This is a genomic window from Nonomuraea insulae (genome assembly GCF_042656245.1).
In genome coordinates this window covers 1-16,091 of the sequence record NZ_JBHSPA010000116.1, presented here as the reverse complement: position 1 = coordinate 16,091, position 16,091 = coordinate 1, and the positions used below count along the sequence as shown (strand labels likewise).

Below are 16,091 nucleotides of genomic sequence, written 5' to 3'. Positions count from 1 at the left end.
CTATGTCACCCAGGATCACCTGTCTGCGGCCGCGAGTCCCAGCAGTTCTTCCGCATGCGCCCGGCCCAGCTCGGAGTCCTCCAAGCCGGCCAGCATGCGGGAGAGCTCGCGTACCCTGCCCTCGTGGTTGAGCGTGACGACGCCGCTGCGCACGACGCTGCCGTCGCTGGCTTTCTCGACCACGAGATGCTGATCGGCGAACGCCGCGACCTGCGGAAGATGTGTGACCACAATCACCTGCGCGGTGCGGGCCAGCCGGGCCAGCCTGCGCCCGATCTCGACCGCGGCCTTCCCGCCGACCCCCGCGTCGACCTCGTCGAACACGAACGTCGGCACAGGATCCGCCCCCGCGAAGACCACCTCGATCGCGAGCATCACCCGGCTCAGCTCACCACCCGAGGCCCCCTTGTTGAGCGGCAGCGGCGGCGCGGCGGGATGCGCCGCCATCCGCACCTCCACCTCGTCGCGGCCCTCGGGCCCGAACTCCGCGCTCTGGGAGAGCTGGACGATGACCCTGGCGTGCGGCATGGCCAGCGCGGTCAGCTCCTCGGTCACGGCCTGGCCGAACCGCTCGGCGGCGGCCTCGCGCACCTTGGTGAGCCTGGCGGCCAGCTCGGTGACCCGGGCGGTCAGCTCCTCGTGCTCGCGGGTCAGGTCCCCGATGCGCTCGTCGTCGCCTTCGAGCTCGGCCAGCCGCGCGGCCGACTGTTGCGCCCAGGCCAGAACGCCCGCGCTGTCCTGGGCATATTTCCGTATCAAGCTGGTCAGCACCGAGCGGCGTTCCTGTACGGCGGCCAGCCGCGCCGGATCGGCCTCCACCGACTCCGCGTACGCCGCCAGATCCGTCGCCACATCCGAGATCAGGTAGCCGGCCTCGGCCAGCCGGTCGGCCACGCCGGCGAGCTCGGTGTCGAAGTCGCGCACCGCCTCCACGGCCGAGCGCGCCTCCCCCAGCAGCGAGGCCACGTCCTGAGGGCTGCCCGCGGCCTCCATCGGGTCGCCGAGCAGCGCCGTGTGCGCCGTCGTCGCGGCGCTGCGCAGGGCGTCGGCGTGCGAGAGCCGCTCCTCCTCACCGCGCAGCTCGGCGTCCTCGCCGGGCTTGGGATCGACCTTCTCGACCTCCTCCAGCCCGAACCGCAGCTGGTCGGCCTCCTGCGCCCGCTCCCTGGCCCTGGTGGTCAGCTCGTCGAGCTGCGCCGTCACCTGCTTGTGCCGTTTGTACGCCTGCGAGTACGCCCTCAGCGGCTTGACGAGTTCGTTGCCGGCGTAACGGTCGAGCGCGGCCCGCTGCCTGGCAGGCTGCAGCAGCCGCTGCTGGTCCATCTGCCCGTGCACCGCCACCAGGTCGTCGGCCAGGTATGTCAGCGTGCCCACGGGCACTGTGCGGCCGCCCAGCCAGGCCCTGGACCTGCCCTCCGCCGACACGGTGCGCGAGATGATCAGCTCGCCGTCCTCGACCTCGCCGCCGATATCCTCGACCTGCTGCGCGACGCGCCCGCCCGGCTCGATGACCAGCGTGCCCTCGACGGAGGCCCGATCGGCCCCCGGCCGGACGCGCGAAGGATCGGCCCGGCCGCCGAACAGCAGCCCGAGCCCGGTGACGACCATCGTCTTGCCCGCACCCGTCTCGCCGGTGACCACGTTGAAGCCAGGCGAAAGCTCGAGCACGGCCTCGTCGATGACGCCGAGCCCCTGGATGCGGACCTCCTCGACCCTCGGTCGCACTGCCCACTCCCGTTCACTGCCGTGTCTGACGCCGTTGCCCGCGCTGGGCCGCTGGGGGCGGCCCACCATGCTCACGTGATCCTACGCGCTCTCCCCTCCATTCACTCAGGGTCGCACCCTCCCGCGCCATCCCTGTACAGGGAGCTCGAACTTGGCCACCAACCTGTCGGTGAACGGCGCCCCGTTGCTCTCCACGCCGTGCAGCCGGGCCAGCCGCACGGGCTCGGCGCCTCTGCGCACCTCGACCCGTGACCCCGACGGCAGCTCGAACCTGCGGCGCCCGTCGCACCACAGGACGCCGCCAGGCGTTTCCGGCAGGATCTCGACGGCCAGCGTGGAGCGCGGGGAGACCACCAGCGGCTTGGCGAACAGCGCGTGGGCGCTGATGGGCACCATGAGCAGCGCCTCGACCTCGGGCCAGACGACAGGTCCGCCGGCGGAGAACGCGTACGCCGTCGAGCCCGTCGGGGTCGCGCAGATCACGCCGTCGCACCCCCACGTGGACAGCGGCCGGCCGTCGATCTCGGCGACCACCTCCAGCATGCGCTCCTGCTTCTCGACGGTGGCCTCGTTGAGCGCCCAGGTGTCGGCCAGCACCCGCCCGTTCTGCCGGGCGAGAACATCGATCGTCATCCGCTCCTCGACGTCGTAGCGGCCCGCCACGACGTTGTCGACCGCCGCGGCCAGATCCGCGACCTCGGCCTCGGCCAGGAACCCGACATGCCCGAGATTCACGCCCAGCAGCGGCGTTCCGGCGGGCCTGGCCAGCTCGGCGGCGCGCAGCAGCGACCCGTCGCCACCCAGCACGATCATGACCTCGGCGTCCTTGGCCGCGCCGGGATCGGCGGGCACCGCCTCGGCCGAGCCGCAGCCGATCTCACCGGCCTCCGCGTCCAGCACCCTGACGCAGATACCGGCCTCGACCAGCCGGTTGATGACCAGCCGGGCGCTCTCGATGGCAGCGCCGCGCCCGGTGTGCACGGCGACCAGCACGGTCCTCTTCATTGTGGCCCCTCCGCGACGGCGCGCTCGATCTCGGCGTCGAGGTCGGCGACCTGCGGCACGCCCTCCCCCTTGCCCAGCCAGAGCAGATATTCCACATTTCCCGACGGCCCCGGCAGCGGGCTGGCGGTCACGCCGCGCACGCTCAGCCCCAGCTCCATCGCCTTGGCCGCGGCGTCACGCACGGAGCGCGCCCGCAGCTCGGGGTCGCGGACGACACCGCCCGCCCCGACCAGGTCCTTCCCCACCTCGAACTGAGGTTTCACCAGCATCACGAAATCCGCCATGGGCGAAGCGACCCCGGCCAGCGCGGGCAGCACCAGCCGCAGCGAGATGAACGACAGGTCTCCCACGACCAGCGTGGGCGGCTCGCCGACCATGTCGGGCGTGAGGTCGCGTACGTTGACACGCTCCATGACCGTCACCCGCTCGTCGGTGCGCAGCGACCAGGCGAGCTGCCCGTATCCGACGTCCACGGCCAGCACGTGGGCGGCGCCGTGGCGCAGCAGCACGTCGGTGAACCCGCCGGTGGAGGCGCCCGCGTCGAGGCAGCGGCGGCCCTCCACGGACAACTTCTCGAACGCCTCCAGCGCGCCGAGCAGCTTGTGCGCTCCGCGCGAAACGTAGTCGGGCCCGTGCTCGGAGGCGGCCACGACGATGGCGGAGGCGGTGTCGACCTGGGTGGCGGGCTTGTGGGCCCGCTGGCCGCCGACGCTGACCCGGCCGTCCTCGATGAGCTGGGCGGCCTGCTCGCGCGACCTGGCCATGCCGCGGCGTACGAGCTCACTGTCGAGACGGATCCTGCGGCTCACCGGGGTCCCACGGTCTGCTCGCCCCCACCGGGCTCCCGCTCCTCGGGCGTGCTCTCATCCACGGCGGCGAGCGTGCTCTCGAGCCCGGAGAACGCCTCGTCGAAGACCGCGACGTGCTCGCTCACGGGCAGCTCGCCCAGCCGGCCGAGGCCGGCCACGATGGCGTCGACGCGTTCGTCGCCGCTCTGCTCCGGCACCTCACTCATGACTCGACCGTAACGCCTCCCGCGAGCACCCGGGACCTTGGCAGGCGTGTCACACGTTGAAGCTCATACGGGGGTGCTACTGATGTGGAACGCTACCGTCCGCAAAGGGAAGAAAGGATGCGCATCATGGCAAGCGTCGAGGAGTGCCGGGCGGCACTGGCCAAGCTCGTCGCCCAGTTCGACGAGATAGACGAGGAGGACCGTGCCAAGCACGTGGTCGAGCGCACGGTCAGCGCCCGGGTGTCCGACCTCGACGTGATCTTCTACGGCCGGCTGCACCACGGGGGGCTGGACCCGTTCACGCAGGAGCCGTCGGCGGACGGCAAAGCGGCCGACGTCAAGCTCACGATCGTGAGCGACGACCTGATCGCGCTGGTGGACGGGGAGCTGGATCTGGCGCGCGCGCTGCTGGGAGGGCGGGTGAAGATCGACGCGAGCTTCGGCGACCTGCTGCGCCTGCGCAGACTCATCTGAACCCGCCCGGCCCGAGGAGCCATGAACCCTCCCATCGCCTAGATGTTTTGATGGCCGACATTAATCATTAGGCGATGGGCGTAATGGGCCCGATCATCGACGCGCGGCACCCGAGCCGCGCCCCAGCACCCGCACTCCGGCGGGCCACCGCGATCAAGCCCGCGCCGACCACGCCCCTTCGGCAACGCGAACGAGGCCCCGCTCGACCACACCCCTTCACCCGACGCGAACAAGCGCCCGCTCACCGCATCCCCTCAGCGTTGAGCGCCCGCTCACCGCATCCCCTCAGCGTTGAGCGCCCGCTCACCACGTCCCCTCAGCGTTGAGCGCCCGCTCACCACGTCCCCTCAGCGTTCGGGCATCGGCTTGACCACGTCTTCCTCTCAGCCGACGCGATCCAGCACCGGCTTGACCATGTCCTCCTCGACCCGCCCCGAACCGGCCGTCGCCCAGGCGGCGTCGCAAGCGGCCCTCAGCCCGTCGATCCGGCTGCCATCGCCATCGAGGTGCAACACCCCGCCCTCCCACCGAGCCCGCCATCCCCCGCAAGCACCGTCCCGCACCTCGGGATACGGCTGCAGCAACGCCCGCAGGTCCTCCCCGACGTACGTGGGCCGATGACGAGGCTCCGCCGTCAACACATCGGCCGCCGTGGCGACCCCGGTCAGTACCAGCAGGCTCTCGACCCCGGCGTTGGTGGCCCCCTCGATGTCGGTGTCGAGCCGATCCCCCACGACCAGCGGCCGCCGAGCCTCCGTACGGATCATCGACTCCCGGTGCAACGGCGGATCAGGCTTACCCGCGTAAACCGGCTCAACACCGGTGGCAGTAGCGATCACCCGCACCATCGCCCCGTTTCCGGGCAACTCCCCGCGCTGGGTCGGCATCGTGCTGTCCCCGTTGGAGGCCACGAACAACGCCCCCTGCCGCACGGCCAGCGCCCCTTCTGACAGCAGCCCGTACGACAGCCCGGGAGCGATCCCCTGCACCACGGCGGCGGGCGACTCGGCGGCGGTCGAGACGGGCCGGAGCCCGCGGTCCCGTAGCGCCAGGCGCAGTCCGGACCCGCCGACCACGAGCACGTTCGCCCCGGGCGGCACCCTCTCGGCGACCAGTCGCGCGGCGGCCTGCGCCGAGGTCACCACGTCGGCGGCCGTGGCGGGCGCGCCGAGCTCACGCAGGTGGGCGGCGATGGCGGCCGGTGTGCGGGAGGCGTTGTTGGTGACGTACGCCAGCCGCACGCCATGCCGCCGCGCCTCCTCCAGCGCCGCAGGAGCGCCGGGCACTGCGTGGGCGCCCAGGTACACCACGCCGTCGAGGTCGAGCAGCAGGGTGTCATAGCCGTCGATCAGCACAGCGCCTCTTCCCGTTTGACTCTCACGCTGCGTGAGACTTTAGCGTCACCCCCGTACCCGCCTACGGAAAGGATGACCATGTCCGCGAATCTCAACCTCACGGCAGCAGAACGCACGGAACTGTTCGGTGGCTTCGACCCGGACGAACACGCGGCGGAGGCGGAGCAGCGCTGGGGCGGCACCCAGGCGTGGACGGACGCGATGCGCCGCTCGTCGACGTACACGAAGCAGGACTGGCAGCATTTCATGGCGGAGGCCGCCGAGATCAACGCCCGCATGGCGGACGCGATGCGCTCGGGCACCCCCGCGAACGGCGACCTGGCCATGGACCTGGCGGAGGAACACCGGGCCCACATCTCCCGCTGGTGCTACGAGTGCACGTACGAGATCCACCGCGGCCTCGGGGACATGTACGTCGCGGACCCCCGTTTCACCACCTCCATCGACGCAACGGCCCCGGGCCTGGCCGCGTACTACCAGGCCGCCATCACGGCCAACGCCCTGCGCCACGACGCCTGACACCCCTCCACGTACCGCCTCGCTCGAAGATCCCGGAAAGGAACACCCGACCACCTCATCACCCAGAGACGGCCACCCCAGGCCAGTCCGGGCCACCCCACGCCACCCCACGCCACCCCAGGCCACGCCACCCCAGGCCACGCCGGGCCACGCCAGGCCGGGCCACGCCAGGCCGGGCCACGCCAGGCCGGGCCACGCCAGGCCGGGCCGGGCCAGGCCGGGCCGGGCCACGCGGCCACGCGGCCACGCGGCCACGCCAAGCCACCACGCCAGGCCCCCACCAAAGCGGCGATCACCGAACCGCCGCACCAAACAACCTTCGGCGAACAACGATCAGCACACCGCCGTACCAGCCGACGATTCGCGAGCAGCCACGCGGAACAACGGTCAGCGGGCCACCTCGCCGAACACCGCCCGAGCACCGGAACACCGCCCGAACACCGTCCGAACACCGCCGAAGGTGCCCGCCACGCGCCGCAAGGATCCACCGGCACTGCCCATCGCGCCCCCAGTGGTCAGCGGGGTGGCCCCGTCAAACGGCGAGCCGCCAGGCGCCACCAAGGGCGACCATCCCACCTCCACCCCAAAGAACCCGCGAAGCCGCCCACCATCCCGAACACCCACCCACCGACTACATCCGAGAACACCAACCACCGGCTACATCCCCGATACCAACCACCGGCTACATTTCCCTGCGAGCACGCAAGGTGGCACGCACACTCTTCAAGGCCGACACGTAATGCCGCTCATCAGGCCGCATGGCCACCGCGATGGCCAGCGGTTCCTGGGCCGCCTCCACATCCCCGGTCCGCCACAACGCCAGCCCCAGCCCGAAGTAGGCATAATCCTCAGCCGGATTGGCATCCACGATCTGCCGGAAACTGGCCGCCGCCTGGGCGTACTGCCGGGAATTGAACTGCGCCCGAGCCAACGCCTCCAAAATGCTGCGCGATTCAGGTTCGGCGGCGGCGGCCCGTTCGAGCAAAGCCGCGGCCGCAGCGGGGCTCCCCTCTTTCAGCAACTTGACCCCACGCTGGAACCAGTCATAAACATCACCCCCGGGAGCGCCCGGGGTCTCATCATGCACGTTTCCATCCTGAGCCATGCGTGAGAACTCCTCCATCGCTGTACGGCGACCCTGCCTCGCCCGGCTGCGGAACGGGCACGACTGCAACCATGGGGCGACTTCTGGAAGACGCAAGCATTTATGGCAGCATTCCCGGTATGGGGACTCCTGAACTGCCGGTACCGGACGGTCTGGTGCTACGGCCCTTCCGAGGCGTGCGTTTCGCTGTCGAGGATCCCGCCAAGGTGACCTCCCCGCCGTACGACCTGATCTCCGACGCCGACGTGGAGGTCCTCCTGGACTCTCACCCGTACAACGTCGTACGTCTCATCCTTCCCTGCTCCCCCCGGGGCGACTCCTGCCCACCGGCGCAACACCCGCCTGACCCCACCTTCCAGAGCCGCCCCGAAAACAGCTCTGACGCACCAACCGCACCTCCCAGCGGAGCAGTCGGCCCAATCCCCGCGACCCCCACCAGACCAACCACCCCCACGCCACCCCGACAGGTCCCCAACGGGCCGACCACGCCACCCGGACATGACCCCAACGGGCCGACCACGCCCACGCCACCCGGACATGACCCCAACGGAACAATCACCCCCACACCGTTCAGACACGACCCCACCGGAACCGCCACGCCCAGACCGCCCGGACACGACCCCAACTGGCCAACTACGCCCCCGCCACCCGGATACGACCCCCACGGAACAACCACGCCCCCGCCACCCGGATACGACCCCCACGGAACAACCACGCCCACACCATCCGGGTACGACCCCAGCGGAACCGCCGCCGAAGACGGCACCACACCAACCATCGTCAACGAACCCACCGGCACCACAGATCTCCCCTCCCACGAGCGGATCGCAGCCGGCTCGCACACGCCGCCCCAGTTCCGCCCGGACCCCACCTCCCCCACCGGCGAAGTGCCGCTCCAATCCCGGTACGCCGACGCCAGGAACACGCTGAAGGCCTGGCTGGACTCTGGCGTGCTGGTGCCGGACGACGTACCGGCCCTGTACGTCTATGAGCAGAGCGGCCCAGGCATCCTGCAACGAGGCCTGATCGGAGACGTGGGCCTGGCCGATCCGGGACAGCGCATCATCCTGCCCCACGAGGACGTCTTCCCCGGTCCCATAGCGGACCGCCTGGCACTCATGAGCACCACGCAGGCCAACCTCGAGCCCATCTTCCTCCTGTACGAAGGCGAGAACGGCACGGCCACCCGTCTGGTGGACGAGGTCGCCTCGAACCGCCACCCCCTCGTCTCCGCCCGCACCGAAGACGGCCTGACACACCGCCTATGGGCGATCACGGACCCAGCCGAGATCACCGCGATCAACGCCGACCTCCACCCCCGCCAAGCCCTGATCGCCGACGGCCACCACCGGTACGCGACGTACCGCGTCCTCCAACGCCAGGAACGCGCCACCCAAGCCTCCGCCCCTGGCGGCACGCATCAAGCCCGCCTGCCACAGGCAAGTTCCTCTACTTCGCCGGAAAATCGACCACACCCCGCCGATCCCGTCGGGGCTCAACCGCCTGTCTCCGGCCATGCCGCTGCGACCGAGCCCGTCCAGGCAGACGATCCCAGCCCAGGGGCGGGCGAACCCACCCCAGGACCTTGGGACTTCGGCTTGGCCTTGCTCGTGGACACCAGCGCGTACCCACCCGACCTCAAGGCCATCCACCGCGTCATCCAGGGCCTTCCGGCGGCAGACGCCGCCGCGAGGGCCAAGAGTTCCTGGCAGGTGCACGACTACACCGACTTGGAGCTCGGCCTCGCCGCACTCGAAAGGGCCGCGGAGCCCGCCTTTCTGCTCGCCGACGGAAACGGCTCGCACCTGCTCACCGACCCGGATCCGGTGCAACTAGCCCGCGCCATGCCGGCCGATCACTCCGACCGCTGGAACTCCCTCAACACCTCCGTCCTCACAGAGTTCGTCCTGCCCGTGGTGTGGGACATGCGTGACAACGACGAAACGGTACGCATCGTCCACCACGACACGGACGCCGCAGTACGGCTGGCCATCCGCACTGGCGGCACCGCGGTGATCCTCAAGCCGCTCGCGATCGAGGACGTGCTGGCCGTCGCCGAAGGAGGTGAACGAGTGCCCCGCAAATCCACCTCCTTCGGCCCGAAACCAAGAACCGGCCTGGTGCTGCGCACGTTCGCAACCGACTGAGCCCCCGCGCGCTGCAACAGTCGTCCACGAGACATCGACCAGGCACACAGCACACGGTGAGGCGGTACACGGACACGCAATGCCCCTCCCTCAGACATGCCGGCGCACGTCTACTGGCACAGACATCCGCACCGGCCCTTGGACACGTTTCGCCGGTCGATGCCTGAGGAAATCCCAGCCGTACACGCCCCTGCGACCAGCCCCGTCAGCCGGTCAATGCCCTGGGCACCCCCAGCCGTACACGACCCCGCGGCCAACCCCATCAGCCAGTCGATACCTGGGCAGGCCCCAGCCGTACACGCCCCTGCGACCAGCCCCGTCAGCCGGTCGATACCTGGGCAGGCCCAGCGGTATACGAGCCCGCGGCCAGCCCGTCAGCCGGTCGGTGCCAGGTAGGACACCTGCCGAGGGATCAGGGCAGCGAGTTGCACGCCGCCAATGTCGTCAACGGGGTCGTCGGGTTCGGAGAGTTCGGCCTCGTACGGCTTGGCGGTGCTCACCTCCACCTCGTAGCGCCAGGTCTTGGCGGCCGACGGGCCGAAGACGCGGCAGCGGAATGACCCCGTCACCTCGATGTAGTCGCGGGGTTTGAGGCCGCGGACCACGGCGGCCGTTTCGGGGTTGAACGTGACGCACGGAATGCTGTCCGTAAGAGCCGCGCCACGTCTGTTACGGCGGCGACGGACGATGATGCGCCACTTCGTCACGGTGTCGCCGCTCGGCAAGGGGTGCTCCTCGACCGACGCTGACAGCCTCCCCACGAGCAAGACTTCGTTTCGATCCACGGTCGTCCTCCTATCGGTGCTCTGGTGGAGATCACTATCTACGATGAGGAGGAGGCCAGGTCGGCTAGAACGCCGTTCTGGGGATAACGGCTGGACGCTCGGGAGTGGCTGTGGACAACATCACCGCGCTAGGCGGCGACGTCTATGAGATCGACACCAAAATGGCCGGATATACAGGCATCACGGCTGGCTACCTGATCCTGAGTGACCGGCCGTGCCTGGTGGAGACGGGTACCTCCACCTCTGCACCCGTGGTACGGGACGCGATCGCCTCACTCGGCGTCGGCCCCGAGGACCTGGCGACGGTCGTCGTCACCCATATTCATCTCGATCATGCGGGAGGCGTGGGGGACATCGCCAGGTTCTTCCCATCCGCGCAGGTCGTCGTACACGAGAAAGGCGCCCGCCACCTCGCCGAGCCCTCACGTCTCATGGCCAGCGCGCGCATGGTGTGGGGCGACAAGCTCGACACCCTCTTCGGCGAACTGTCCCCCACCGAGCAGGAACGCATCGTCGCCCTGGGCGACACCGGCGCCATCGACCTCGGCAACGGACGTACGCTGAGCAGCCACTACTCCCCTGGGCACGCCAAACACCACGTGGGCCTGGTCGACTCCACCACCGGCGACCTGTACGTCGGCGACGCGGCCGGCGTCTACCTGCCCGAGACGGGCGATCTGCGCCCCGCGACCCCTCCGCCGGACTTCGACCTGAAGACCGCACTCGACTCGATCGCGCTGTTCGGGGCCCTTGGGCCGCAGCGGCTGCTGTTCAGTCACTATGGGCCGGTAGACGCCGTTCAGGAGACGCTTGAACGGTCTGCGGAGGAGCTCCGTGTCTGGGTGGATCTCACGCGGCAGGCGCGGTCTGAGGGCATGGACCTGGACCACGCCGTCGCCATGGTCAGAGACCGCACCAAGGAGCGCTACAGCGCGCTGACCTCCGATGACGGTACGGCTGAGCAGTTCGAACTGCTGAGCGGCGCCCCGTCGAACGTCGCAGGAATCCTACACTGGCTGGACCGCGTCTCCCCATGACCTCGCCCGACGAGTCCTGCCGGCGACAGCCCCCGCCCTGACGCCCCTCTCACCCGGCCGACGGCCATGGCATCATGGCGCGAACCCGCCCACAAACAACCGTGGACACCACAACGGCACTCCGCCCCTGGCTGACGACCGTGGCCAGTCAACGCGCCGTCTGCCGCCGCACCCTGGGTCCAAACGGCGGACAATCCGGTTCGTACACGCGACTTGACAACCCCGGTATGGGCGCGACACGCCTCGGAAGGCCGTAGCGCCGGTGAGTTTGCCCTGCCCCCGACAGCCGGACCCGGGAGGTGAGACAAGCTGCCTCCAGCAGTTGGGACGCAGGAGGCCAGAAGAATCGTCGCCCATACCCGGACGCAGGTGATCAGAAGAACCATCTCGCGCAGTCGGACACGGGTGGTGATATGGACAGACGATCGGAGCCACACCAGTTCGCATGCCTGAGCCCGAGGGCGGATGGATTCGCAGGCGGGACACCCTCCTCAGAGGGACATCCCTGAGGTTGGCCGGCGCGCACTTGTCGGCATCGCCGCGCGAAGAGCGCGCCTCAGGGATCGCTGCGCGGACAGCGCACGTCGGCATCGCCGCACGAAAGCACACGTCAGCATCGCTGCGCGGACAGCGCACCTCAGGAATCGCTGCGCGGACAGCGCACGTCGGCATCGCTGCACGGACAGCACACGTCAGGGATTTCTCGGCGCTGGGCCAACGTCCATGCAGGCCAAGGGATCTCAATCCGCCACTGCACGCGAAGATCGGCCCAGGCCCGTCCCGCCGCACCGCCTCACTCAATATTGAGGAGCCGGTACGGCGGGCAGCGGGCTTAGTCGTCCGTCTTGGGCCTTTCCGTGGCCGTATCGCCGGAGTCGTTGAGGACGTCACCGAAGTTCGGCTCGATGAACGCCGGCGTGATGCTCGGCGCGTTGCCGCCCTGCTCCGTCGCTTCCCGGGTCTCGCCCCGCGAAGGGACGGCTTCCGAGGCCGAGTCGCCCTCGACATCCGCCGTGCCAGGCTGCTCTGAAGCATCCTCGGCGTCCTCAGGACCGGACTGCTCCGAAGCATCCTCGGCGTCCTCAGGACTGGAGTGCTCCGTGTTCGCCTCCGGGGCCTCAGACGCGGAGCCGCTTTCCTCCGGTTGCTCCTCATCGAGTACGTCGCCGACGGTGCCCTGCTCCAAGTCCTCAGCAGAACCGGCCTGCGCCGAATCCTCGGCAGAATCGGCCTGCTCCGCCGCGTCACCCCGAATGTCGGCAGCGTCCGCATCCAGGAGGTCGCCCGCTTCGGCGAGGGCCACGGCATCGTCCGCTTCAGCCTCGTCCGCCTCAGCCTCGTCCGCCTCAGCCTCGGTTCCGACCGTCTCGGCCTCGGGTTCCGTCACGTCGGCGTCCTCGGAGTCGGCCTCGTCAGACTCCTCGTCGAAGTCCTCCTCGACGTCCTCGATGACGGCTCCGGTCAGCTCCGCGTACCGTTCGGCGGCCTCAGTCTCCCCGTCCTCGTCGAATGCCATCGCCCTGCCGAACCAGTCCGTGGCCGCCTCCTGGTGCCCGGCATCGGCCAGAGCGTCCGCGTAGGCGAACGCCAGTCGCGCCGACCACGGCTTGGGCTGCGGGTCGCGCAGCTCAGGCAGGCGCTGCAGAGTGATGACGGCGGCGTCGTGCTGGCCCAGGTCGCGGCGGGCGCCGGACTCGACGATGGTCAGCTCGATGCGCCCGGCGCGGTCGAGGCGTTCGGCTTCGGGCGCACGTACGAGGTCGATGGCGCGCTCCGGACGGCCGAGACCGCGTTCGCAGTCGGCCATGACCGGTAGGTACGCCTCCGAACCCGTCATCCGCTTGGCCGCCCGCAGGTCGCTCAGCGCCTCCGAGAAGTGTCCAGCGCGGTAGGCGACGATGCCGGCGGCCTCGCGTACGACCCCGATGCGGGCCGCGAACCTGCGTGCCACCTTCGTGTGCTCGTGTGCCCGGTCGGGATCGTCGTCCTCGAGCGCCCGCTCTGCGGCCACCAGATGCCGTCCGACCAGGTCGGCGAGGTCACCGGGCAGGGAACGCAGCTCCTCAAGGACTTCCTTGTCGAGCTCGTCCACGGTGATGTCGGGGGCCACCTCGGGCAGTTTCTCGCGCGGCGGAGCCTCTGCGGCGTCGTCGCGGTCGCTCCTGCCGTACCTGGCACGGGTCGCCGCAGGACGCTCATCACGGCTGTCCCTGGAGAACGGCCTGGACTCTCGCTGCCCACCCTCGCGGCCGCCACCGGAGCCACCTTCACGCCGGTCGCCATAACCGCCCTCGCGCCGGCCGCCGTACCCGCCTTCTCGACGCGGGCCGCGGTCATCCCGGAAGCCACCCTCACGGCGGGGACCACGATCAGCACCGGATCCGCCGGCGCCACGAGGCCCACGGTCGTCCCGGAAACCGCCGCCCTCACGACGCGGCCCACGATCTTCAGGACCGCCTTCACGGCGGGGGCCCCGGTCATCCCGGAAACCACCCTCACGACGGGGACCACGATCATCCCGAGACGCACCGGCGCCACGAGGGCCACGATCGTCCCGGAAACCGCCCTCACGGCGGGGGCCACGATCAGTACCGGATCCGCCGGCGCCACGAGGCCCACGGTCATCACGGAAACCGCCCTCACGACGGGGACCGCGATCAGCACCGGATCCGCCAGCGCCACGAGGCCCACGGTCATCACGGAAACCGCCCTCACGGCGCGGACCGCGATCAGCACCAGCTCCACCGGCGCCACGGGGACCGCGATCGTCGCGGAAGCCACCTTCCGTGCGCGGACCGCGATCGTCGCGGAAACCGCCCTCACGGCGAGGACCCCGGTCATCGCGGAAACCGCCCTCACGGCGCGGCCCACGATCGTCCCGGAAACCGCCCTCACGTCGGGGTCCGTAACCGCCCTCGCGCCGGTCACCTGAGGCACCTTCGCGGTGCGGCCCACGATCATCCCGATCACGGAACGGACGCCGGTCATCGCCCTCACGACGGGGACCACGATCAGCACCGGATCCGCCGGCGCCACGAGGCCCACGGTCATCACGGAAACCGCCGCCCTCACGACGCGGCCCACGATCTTCAGGACCGCCTTCACGGCGAGGGCCCCGGTCGTCCCGGAAACCACCCTCACGACGGGGACCACGATCATCCCGAGACGCACCGGCGCCACGAGGGCCACGATCGTCCCGGAAACCGCCCTCACGGCGCGGCCCGCGATCAGCACCGGATCCGCCAGCGCCACGAGGCCCACGGTCATCACGGAAACCGCCCTCACGGCGCGGCCCGCGATCAGCACCAGCTCCACCGGCGCCACGGGGACCGCGATCGTCGCGGAAGCCACCTTCCGTGCGCGGACCGCGATCGTCGCGGAACCCACCCTCACGGCGAGGACCCCGGTCATCACGGAACCCGCCCTCACGGCGCGGCCCACGATCATCCCTGTCTCGATACGTGCCACGGTCGTCACCACGAGGTCCACGATCGTCACCCTCGCGCCGAGGACCACGGTTGTCGCGGAAGCCGCCCTCGCGACGAGGGCCGGAACCGCCTTCCCGCCGCTCGCCGACGCCTCCTTCGCGGCGCGGCCCACGATCATCCCGATCGCGGTACGGCCGGCGCTCATCTCCGTCGCGACGGGCTCCGCGCTCATCGTCTCGTCGCGGCCCTCTATCGCCGCGATTGTCGGAGCGTGGCCTGTCGTCGGAACGGAACGGACGGTCGCCACCGGAGTCTCGCCCGCGAGAGCCGTACCCGCCGCTCCTGTCGCCTCCGCCCGAGCGCCTGTCCTCGTGGTCGCCGCGCCCGCGCTGTTCGCCGTCCGATCCGTTATCTCTGTTCACTTCTGGTCCATTTCGTTGGCTCACCCAGCGGACTCTCAACGACGGTCCACTGTGGCTGGTCGCCGCCCGCCCACGGGCCTTACGCGACGAAGGCCACCCGTGGGGGTGGCCCGCTCCCTCCACCCTAGCAAGCCGCGGAACGTACATGAGCCTTACGCAACCCGAATATTGATTCGCCCATTAACGCCCGGCCGACCAGACTCCCCACCAAGTCACTACGCTTCCACGAAATCACCGAGCCCCGCCACCGAATTCCGAACCCGCTGACGGACGACAAGCTCAACCCCCTCGGCGAGATCTGCCACTACACCCCCAACAGCCACCCACCTGACTTCTCCAAGAAAAAGGCGAAATCCTTTCCCGACGAGCCCCGAATATGGCATCCAACAGCAGCGGGCGTCCACCTCAACAAGCTCTTTCTGAACGCCGCCAGAACCCGACCGGAAAACTCCGTATCATCGACCGGATTCGTCCAGCAGAAGCCGTCCTCGGCGCCTACGAGGACACCCCCGCGCCGTATGCCACCGTGTCCTGCCCCAATACCACCTGGATCGGCGGCGACCGTCCAGGCGCCCTGTCAGTCATGCGCCGTGCACTGCGCCCGAACGGCATCGTGCCAGTCGGCGAGTGCCTCTTGGCCATCAATCCCTCCGCCCAAAGTGCAACGTTCTGGGCAGATCAGACGACGGTCCGCGCCGAAGGGTCGCTTCCGACTCCTCAAATGGTCCTGGACAGAGCTGGACAACTGGGACCGCTATATGGCTTGCCAATTGGTGAAGGTGAACGAGGACAAGTTCAGATGACGGAGATGTGCCGGCGATGCGCGATTTCCTTACCAGTCGCGGCGATCAACATCCGGCGGGTGGGACCTCTTCGGCCTCCACTCACGCATCCCGCAAAATTATTGGCCTCCGGTCCCCGAACGCAAGAGAGGGCCACCCCGACTGCTGGGGGTGGCCCTCGTTGCACGCAAAAAAGGGCCCCGACGCTCTATGGCGTCGGAGCCCTTAAAAGATTGTCCGGCGGTGACCTACTCTCCCACACCCTCCCGAGTGCAGTACCATCGGCGCAGAG

Annotated in this window: 13 protein-coding genes and 1 pseudogene; 5 read left to right on the top strand and 9 right to left on the bottom strand. The window is 69.6% G+C overall.

The annotated features are described in order from the left end of the window. Positions 1-15 precede the first annotated feature (15 nt). The 4 genes from recN to ACFPZ3_RS64755 all read right to left on the bottom strand — a co-directional run bounded on the left by recN (position 16) and on the right by ACFPZ3_RS64755 (position 3,745). Complete coding sequence (gene recN, locus ACFPZ3_RS64770; RefSeq protein WP_379524338.1) at positions 16-1,725, bottom strand: DNA repair protein RecN; 1,710 nt, start codon at positions 1,723-1,725, stop codon at positions 16-18. A 105-nt stretch (positions 1,726-1,830) separates the two neighbouring features. Next, entirely contained in the window at positions 1,831-2,730 is a 900-nt protein-coding gene (locus ACFPZ3_RS64765; RefSeq protein WP_379524337.1) for an NAD kinase, read from the bottom strand. Beyond that, positions 2,727-3,539: a TlyA family RNA methyltransferase gene (locus ACFPZ3_RS64760; protein WP_379524336.1), complete on the bottom strand. Its 813-nt coding sequence runs from the start codon at positions 3,537-3,539 to the stop codon at positions 2,727-2,729. Before ACFPZ3_RS64760 ends, ACFPZ3_RS64765 begins: the two co-directional genes overlap by 4 nt. Further along, entirely contained in the window at positions 3,536-3,745 is a 210-nt protein-coding gene (locus tag ACFPZ3_RS64755; RefSeq protein WP_379524335.1) for a hypothetical protein, read from the bottom strand. Before ACFPZ3_RS64755 ends, ACFPZ3_RS64760 begins: the two co-directional genes overlap by 4 nt. A 126-nt stretch (positions 3,746-3,871) precedes the next feature. On the opposite strand from ACFPZ3_RS64755, the gene ACFPZ3_RS64750 reads away from it, so the two are divergent. Beyond that, a complete protein-coding gene (locus ACFPZ3_RS64750; protein ID WP_379524334.1) occupies positions 3,872-4,219 on the top strand; it encodes an SCP2 sterol-binding domain-containing protein in 348 nt (115 codons plus the stop codon). A gap of 383 nt (positions 4,220-4,602) precedes the next feature. Here the strand turns inward: ACFPZ3_RS64750 and ACFPZ3_RS64745 are convergent, their stop codons facing one another. Next, the gene (locus ACFPZ3_RS64745; protein ID WP_379524333.1) at positions 4,603-5,574 is read right to left on the bottom strand and encodes an HAD-IIA family hydrolase; all 972 of its coding nucleotides are present in this window, start codon (positions 5,572-5,574) and stop codon (positions 4,603-4,605) included. A gap of 78 nt (positions 5,575-5,652) precedes the next feature. Here ACFPZ3_RS64745 and ACFPZ3_RS64740 point away from each other — a divergent pair, with 78 nt between their 5' ends. Further along, complete coding sequence (locus ACFPZ3_RS64740) at positions 5,653-6,093, top strand: TipAS antibiotic-recognition domain-containing protein (RefSeq protein WP_379524332.1); 441 nt, start codon at positions 5,653-5,655, stop codon at positions 6,091-6,093. Positions 6,094-6,775: 682 nt separating this feature from the next. On the opposite strand, the gene ACFPZ3_RS64735 is transcribed toward ACFPZ3_RS64740, so the two are convergent. Continuing rightward, the gene (locus ACFPZ3_RS64735) at positions 6,776-7,216 is read right to left on the bottom strand and encodes a tetratricopeptide repeat protein (RefSeq protein WP_379524331.1); all 441 of its coding nucleotides are present in this window, start codon (positions 7,214-7,216) and stop codon (positions 6,776-6,778) included. A 53-nt stretch (positions 7,217-7,269) separates the two neighbouring features. On the opposite strand from ACFPZ3_RS64735, the pseudogene ACFPZ3_RS64730 reads away from it, so the two are divergent. Beyond that, positions 7,270-7,488 (top strand): annotated as a pseudogene (locus tag ACFPZ3_RS64730) (DUF1015 family protein); the annotation flags it as partial. A 597-nt stretch (positions 7,489-8,085) separates the two neighbouring features. After that, positions 8,086-9,345, top strand: coding sequence for a DUF1015 family protein (locus ACFPZ3_RS64725; RefSeq protein WP_379524447.1), 1,260 nt, complete (start codon positions 8,086-8,088; stop codon positions 9,343-9,345). A 374-nt stretch (positions 9,346-9,719) separates the two neighbouring features. Here ACFPZ3_RS64725 and ACFPZ3_RS64720 read toward each other — a convergent pair whose 3' ends face one another. Further along, entirely contained in the window at positions 9,720-10,130 is a 411-nt protein-coding gene (locus ACFPZ3_RS64720) for a single-stranded DNA-binding protein (RefSeq protein WP_379524330.1), read from the bottom strand. Positions 10,131-10,240: 110 nt separating this feature from the next. Between ACFPZ3_RS64720 and ACFPZ3_RS64715 the strand changes: the two genes are divergently transcribed. Continuing rightward, positions 10,241-11,167, top strand: a complete 927-nt coding sequence (locus ACFPZ3_RS64715; protein ID WP_379524329.1) for an MBL fold metallo-hydrolase — start codon at positions 10,241-10,243, stop codon at positions 11,165-11,167. An 832-nt stretch (positions 11,168-11,999) separates the two neighbouring features. On the opposite strand, the gene ACFPZ3_RS64710 is transcribed toward ACFPZ3_RS64715, so the two are convergent. Together ACFPZ3_RS64710 and ACFPZ3_RS64705 are read right to left on the bottom strand one after the other, a co-directional pair. Further along, a complete protein-coding gene (locus ACFPZ3_RS64710) occupies positions 12,000-13,118 on the bottom strand; it encodes a hypothetical protein (RefSeq protein ID WP_379524328.1) in 1,119 nt (372 codons plus the stop codon). Beyond that, complete coding sequence (locus ACFPZ3_RS64705) at positions 13,028-14,902, bottom strand: hypothetical protein (RefSeq protein ID WP_379524327.1); 1,875 nt, start codon at positions 14,900-14,902, stop codon at positions 13,028-13,030. Before ACFPZ3_RS64705 ends, ACFPZ3_RS64710 begins: the two co-directional genes overlap by 91 nt. Positions 14,903-16,091: the final 1,189 nt, after the last annotated feature.

What these genes read in the sequence shown, in the direction of transcription:
- ACFPZ3_RS64750 (WP_379524334.1), top strand. Translation starts at nt 3,872, where the DNA reads ATGGCAAGCGTCGAGGAGTGCCGGGCGGCACTGGCCAAGCTCGTCGCC.
- ACFPZ3_RS64755 (WP_379524335.1), bottom strand. Translation starts at nt 3,745, where the DNA reads ATGAGTGAGGTGCCGGAGCAGAGCGGCGACGAACGCGTCGACGCCATC.
- ACFPZ3_RS64740 (WP_379524332.1), top strand. Translation starts at nt 5,653, where the DNA reads ATGTCCGCGAATCTCAACCTCACGGCAGCAGAACGCACGGAACTGTTC.
- ACFPZ3_RS64735 (WP_379524331.1), bottom strand. Translation starts at nt 7,216, where the DNA reads ATGGAGGAGTTCTCACGCATGGCTCAGGATGGAAACGTGCATGATGAG.
- ACFPZ3_RS64765 (WP_379524337.1), bottom strand. Translation starts at nt 2,730, where the DNA reads ATGAAGAGGACCGTGCTGGTCGCCGTGCACACCGGGCGCGGCGCTGCC.